Genomic DNA, 5,673 nt, shown 5'->3' with positions numbered 1-5,673 from the left:
ACGTCCGCGCAAACGCCCCCATTGCTCCACCGCCGCCGCCGAAGCGCCGTGGCCGTTCACACAAAACCCAAAACGGAGACGCCGATCACTAAAGCCGGTTGATCACCGAACCCGAGAAAGTGGGGAAATTTACTTCGGCACTATTGGGGAAAATTCAAACGGCGTTGACACCAGGGACGCAAACTTAGCGCCAACGCTGTCTTGCGCGTCTTCATAGTTTTGGATCAGCGGGTGAGCCGAAGGCTGAAGGATCGCGCAGGTCTTGCCATACCGCTCTACCGTTGCGCGCGGCATTATCACCGCGTGTATGTGGTAGGTTTGCTCATCGAGATCAGCGCGCGCATGGATAACGTCGTCGCCGAAGTTCTCTCGCAGCCATTCGACCGCTGTGCGCTCGAAATCATCCTCGCGCTGCGTATCGAACAACACATCGCTGCTGGCAGTTTTTTCGAACCATTCTTTGTTCGCTGTTAGAATGACCTCACGTAGCGGACCGTGTTTCGACGCGCGCCACGGATCTCGCGGCCCCTCGACCACTCGCTTGGCAATGTCTTTGCGCCTGTTTCTGCGATCGAGATCAGCCAGTTCATACGCGAAATTCTGCGTCTTCATCAGATTGATTTCGGCCAGCGCTTCCTGCGCCCAGGTCTCCGATCCGATCAAGCGCCGAGGCTTAGGCTTGTTTGGATCAATATGTCCGAGATCCCCACCCTTACGGAGCCGATGTACTTCATAGCGCCCGATCTGGTCCGGATTCATTCCCTCGAACCGCAGGACAACGGGATATTCTGATGCTGCCATTCCTGACCTCCATTGCTGAAGTCAGGACTTGGGATCACCCTTATGGGCGCGGAAAAAGAATCTGCGCCTGCGCGTGTTCGAGAGTGCAGGCGCTTTACTCACTAAACAGCCCGCACTCCGGCGCCTGCGGCGCCTTCATTCGGCCTGTCGTTCGTCCGGGCGCTGCCCCGGAACCCCGCCCTCTGGGGGCGCCTGTGCGGCGAGCACTCCTACGCGGAGCGCGGCAAGGTCATCGTTCCGCACTCCCCTTGCATCCCCTGCTCCCGGGGGAGCGTCGTTCCGCACTCCTCCCCCGAGCCCCCACCTGCGCAAACACTTCATGTTGAAACGGCCGATAAAAAAATCTAAATGTGCATCGGAAACGAACAACACCGTAGATTGCGATGCTATTCTTACTGGGATCCAAAGTGCGACAACTTAGCTTTTTTACGAAAATGCTTGAGCAATCAAATCGCGATAGAGCTTGCCCGCGCCTGACCCACCTGGCAAGTAGATCTCGCTATTAAAATCTTCGTCTCGCAAATCTATTTTTTTCAGCACCAAAAGAAATTCATCTTTCTCTACAACCCTCGGAGCATTGACGATATGCAAATAGGCATCCTTAAGAAATCTAATGAATGCATTGTACCCCGTTGTTTTCGATAAGATCTGACCCTGCTCATTACTATGCCACGCGTCTGGCCATCTCTCGCTAATAGCTTCAAAGTAATTTGAAACACACAATAATACAGATAACGCGTCCTCCTTTCGGTAAAAATCAACGAAAATTCTCTCGCGCCACGTCTCCCCCGGCTCCGCTTGAGAAGTTCGCCCCCAGATGCTCTTACTTCGCTCTTTCTCCTGATTTCGCGGCAGGTGTCTCAGCAATCCGGAGACCATTGTTGCCTGTGCAATTGTTTCTCCATCAACACCTGGCGTTCGCTTTCCAAGGCGTTTGATCTTCTTATGAAACGGACCCTCTGCGTCTCGATTAAGCGCAACAACTACGTCGTGCGCCATTTTATAAGGACTACTCTCTTTTGCATAATCCAACAAATCATACATAAGAGATTTATTTACTTTAGTTTGCGCCAAATTCACCCTAGAGAATATTTCAGCCTGATCTGCAACATCCGCGCCAACAAAGATCGAAACGTTAACTTCAAAAGGACCCTTTGAGTGATCTCGATCCATCAAACCAGCAAGGCGGTGCTGACCATCAATTATGAACGCTGACGCCTCAATTGGTATTTCCGCATCACCGTCCTCACCTGACCCGCTATAGCCAACCACGTCTAATTGCATCAGGCCCTCACAGCCTTCAACCGCACGCAACTCAACGCACCGCTCATCAATTGCTAAGATAATTGAAGTGGGGAAAGTAGCATAATCTAAATTCACATACTCTCTTAAAGAAGAAAGACGACTCTTCGACAAATCTCTCTGAATGCCATCGATTTTAGCTGGATTTCCTTTTTCAAACTCCCTTACATCCACTGTCGCGATATCGATGAGTTCCCTACTATCGATCGCTCCAATATAGAATTCTCCGATGGGCTGATTAACTTTCAAAACCTTTAAGGATTTCATCGCGCATCACCTCTTCCAAATGAAGCCACTCGCCGCTGCGCCAACTCTCTATTTAACTTCACTGCGCGCTCTTCTGGGTTCGCCCTATCACGAGCGGCATCCATATTAAATTGGTAAACGCGCATTGTTACTAAAACTAAGAACGCCATGACGAAGAAATACGCCACAAAGCCGCACCATATCACCTGCGGGTGAATAGTCTCCGCAAATCCATCAGTCTTTCCTAAGACGAACCATCCACCTGCGGCAATAAAAAAAGAAACAAATACAGCAGTGAAAATTAACACGTCGCCTATGGCTCGCTTATTCAATGCCGCCGCGGACACCAAGGCACCGGAAGTAGCTAAAATTGGGAGAATAAGTTCACCGCCCTCCCAAAACTTCCAGAATTGATTGCGGAAGGTTGCCTGAGTCAACTCTCCATCACTTACCGTGAACGGCAAGGAGAGCAACACAAACGGGGTGAAAGTAAATAGCATTGTAACGACGGCTTCTGCGACAGCCCTCCAAAGCGGATTGAAGTAAATCCCCTTCTTTATAAAATGCCAAAACCTTTTAGGCTTGCCGTCTAGCTCATTTCCGTCAACCGAAGACATAAACAGCCTCCGATGTGACAGACCGATAATTCGAATTTCCCGCAACAACGGATGCTCTATTTAAAGAAGCGTATACCCCAAGGCCGTCATAGAGGTTATGAATGCTTTCGTGATCGGCATTTGTCATCACCACCTTTACTCCCCTATTGACAGCTTCCATAAGAGATTCCTTGAGCCTAATTTGATCCGCCCAGCTGAAAATATTTTGATTGTATTTGACGAACCCATTCAAATTGTGCGCAGTTGTGTATGGGGGATCCGCGAACACCAGATCTCCCGCGACTGCCATTGAAATCGTATCCTCGAAATCTTTGCAGTAGATTTCGACACTTCCTAACGCCTCGCTTATTTTTTCGAAACTCTCATCTTCGAAAATCACTCGATCTTTGGTTCCTATAGGGACATTGAACTGCCCCTTTAAATTCTCTCTATACAGTCCATTCCAACAGGTTCTATTAAGGTATAAAAACTGCGCAGCTCTTGTATGAGGTGTCCGGCGCACTCTAGACCGCTCCTCGTAATAGAATTCTTTGCTATGTAGTTTTTGAAGACGATACAGTTCTGACTCGCAGCGCCGCCAGTCGTCGCGAATAGCTTGATAGGTTTCAATCAGTTTGGGGTTTAGATCCGCCAAGATTGATTGCTTGGGTTGCAGATGAAAAAACACTGCTCCGCCACCCAGAAATGGCTCCACATAACGACCGGTAAATGTCGGGAAGTTGAAATCTCGGTTCGCCACAAGCCACCGCTTCCCCCCCACCCATTTAATAAATGGCTTCACACGCAGCTCCCTTGACAAGTTTGGGAACATTACGCGCTTGCCAAGCTCAACTCAAGGCAGCATTCCGCCGCAAAGAAGACGATCTTTTCAAGACCTGACACATCTAATTGTCGAGAGGGACACCCTCTCGACGCTCTCCCGTAAGGGGCCCCCGTTTTTCGGCGCGCTGTTTTCGACGCGCAGCAAAACGGGAGCCTTGAGACAAAGGTTTCCACCGCTGGTGTCTTTTTTACACCACAAGGAGACCTCCGATGCTCCATTCCCCCTACCAATTCGCCTTCGACTGGAAAGACCTGCTCCAGCGCGGCGACGTCGTTATGTTCCGCTTTCCCGTTTCCGAGGACGACGCGCCAACCGAGCCGCCAAAGGCACGCCCGTGCCTGGTGCTCGACGTCATCCACCGTCGTGGCGGCGCCTATGTCGAACTCGCCTATGGCACGACCTCCGAGGGCGGCGCCAATCGCGGCTATGAGGTGCTGGTCAAGCAAGCCGCCTCGCGTGCCGCAGCCGGCCTCGACAAACCTACGCGGTTCGTCGGCGCGCGGCGCATCACGGTCCGCATCGACCACGCTGGATTTGAATGCAGCGCCGATGAGCTTAGCCCCATCATTGGGCGTCTCGACGCGCCGCTGTTGGACCGGATGAACAATGTGCGCGCGCGAATCCAAGCAGAGGCCGATATCGCTGCGCATTACAGGGAAGAACGGCGCCAGGTGCAGACGCGCGGGACTCTCGAAGATCGCGGTTTCCATTAGGGAACCGCGCCTTTCAGCGCCCCGCACTCCAACCCAATTATAAAGGATATCCACTATGGAAATGCCAATCGACACCTCCGAAGACCTCACCGAGATGGCAGCCGCTTGCTACCCGCTTGCGCGTGTCGCCATTACCGCCATCAAGAACGATGTTCTCGAGCTCATCGCAGATGAACATCGCGAGTCGGCGCAGGCGCTATTGATGAACCTCGAGCAAGGCGACACCTTCAAAACCGCCAATCTGGATTTGCTACCGGCGCTGATCAAAGCGCTCGACGCGCAGATCGCCAAGGGCACGCGCTACGAGACATTCTACGACAACAGCGCCGAGAATGTTTCGCATAACAACAGCTGGAGCCAGACGCGCCTGACGCTGAACGCACAGCGGCTCCACTCGGCCAAATTGCACCTGAGAGATCTCTGTGCCTCGGTTTATGAGGTCTATGACCTTTTGCGCGCGCAAACGATGATTGAGGCCTATCGTTCGGCGGCGCCGGCCGAGATGCGGGCCTGAGGGTCCGTGTAAGGGCGCGCCGTCGCCTTCCCTGCTGCTACCAGATGACGGTGCGCCCGCAATAAAAAACGCCCGTGCGGGTCATCCCCGCACGGGCAAACGATCAACGCCAATGGCTGCGCTCTCATCGGTCTGTCGGAAGTGAATGACCACAGCCGAAGGAGAGACAAATGGCCATCACAAACCTGATCGACCTGATTGCCGAAGTTGCCGCGAACCGACTGGCCAAGGAAGCCAAGACGAAGACGGAAACACCAGAACAAGCCTGGCGACTTTGGGATTTTATTTTGAAGGTTGCAAGCTCGGGTTCTCGGCGCCGGCGCCGCCCGCTTGAGTTCCTGAAACTAATCGGCATTGTGGCGCCAAGGAGACTACTATGACCAAGCCAATCCGCGTCGCGATCTACGCCCGTTTCTCAACTGATTTGCAGAATCCAAAATCCACCGCTGATCAAGAACGGGAGTGCCGGAAGCACGCAGAGCGCGAAGGATGGACCGTAGTCGATGTATTCCAGGACGCCGCTCTTAGCGGTGCGGGTTTCGCAAATTCCCGGACACGGATTTCAGTAATTCCCGGACACACGTTTCGGTAAATCCCGGACAGGGATTTCGGTAATTCCCGGACGGTTCCGGGGGCCGGTCACCGTTGGTCATCGCC

8 protein-coding genes are annotated in these 5,673 nt (G+C 52.8%); 4 read left to right on the top strand and 4 right to left on the bottom strand.

Annotated features, from left to right (window positions below):
- Positions 1-129: 129 nt before the first annotated feature.
- The 4 genes from DDE20_RS18740 to DDE20_RS18725 form a co-directional block, all read right to left on the bottom strand.
- Entirely contained in the window at positions 130-801 is a 672-nt protein-coding gene (locus DDE20_RS18740) for a plasmid recombination protein (protein WP_116560038.1), read from the bottom strand.
- 426 nt (positions 802-1,227) lie between these two features.
- Complete coding sequence (locus DDE20_RS18735) at positions 1,228-2,370, bottom strand: DGQHR domain-containing protein (protein ID WP_116560037.1); 1,143 nt, start codon at positions 2,368-2,370, stop codon at positions 1,228-1,230.
- Positions 2,367-2,966, bottom strand: coding sequence for a hypothetical protein (locus DDE20_RS18730; RefSeq protein WP_116560036.1), 600 nt, complete (start codon positions 2,964-2,966; stop codon positions 2,367-2,369). Before DDE20_RS18730 ends, DDE20_RS18735 begins: the two co-directional genes overlap by 4 nt.
- Positions 2,953-3,747 carry a DNA adenine methylase gene (locus tag DDE20_RS18725; protein WP_205961711.1) on the bottom strand — a complete coding sequence of 265 codons (795 nt, stop codon included), beginning with the start codon at positions 3,745-3,747 and terminating at the stop codon, positions 2,953-2,955. The genes DDE20_RS18730 and DDE20_RS18725 overlap by 14 nt, the downstream gene beginning before the upstream one ends.
- 251 nt (positions 3,748-3,998) lie before the next feature.
- Here DDE20_RS18725 and DDE20_RS18720 point away from each other — a divergent pair, with 251 nt between their 5' ends.
- The 4 genes from DDE20_RS18720 (at position 3,999) to DDE20_RS18705 (ending at position 5,608) form a co-directional block, all read left to right on the top strand.
- Positions 3,999-4,502 (top strand): hypothetical protein, encoded by a 504-nt coding sequence (locus DDE20_RS18720; protein ID WP_116560034.1) that lies wholly within the window; start codon positions 3,999-4,001, stop codon positions 4,500-4,502.
- Positions 4,503-4,557: 55 nt separating this feature from the next.
- Positions 4,558-5,016, top strand: a complete 459-nt coding sequence (locus DDE20_RS18715; protein ID WP_116560033.1) for a hypothetical protein — start codon at positions 4,558-4,560, stop codon at positions 5,014-5,016.
- 170 nt (positions 5,017-5,186) lie between these two features.
- Positions 5,187-5,396, top strand: coding sequence for a hypothetical protein (locus DDE20_RS18710; protein WP_116560032.1), 210 nt, complete (start codon positions 5,187-5,189; stop codon positions 5,394-5,396).
- Complete coding sequence (locus DDE20_RS18705; protein ID WP_240608287.1) at positions 5,393-5,608, top strand: recombinase family protein; 216 nt, start codon at positions 5,393-5,395, stop codon at positions 5,606-5,608. Before DDE20_RS18710 ends, DDE20_RS18705 begins: the two co-directional genes overlap by 4 nt.
- The last annotated feature ends 65 nt before the right edge of the window (positions 5,609-5,673 follow it).

The organism is Pararhodobacter oceanensis, assembly GCF_003076755.1.
GTDB classification, from domain to species: domain Bacteria; phylum Pseudomonadota; class Alphaproteobacteria; order Rhodobacterales; family Rhodobacteraceae; genus Pararhodobacter; species Pararhodobacter oceanensis.
This window is presented reverse-complemented; position numbering and strand designations above follow the sequence as displayed.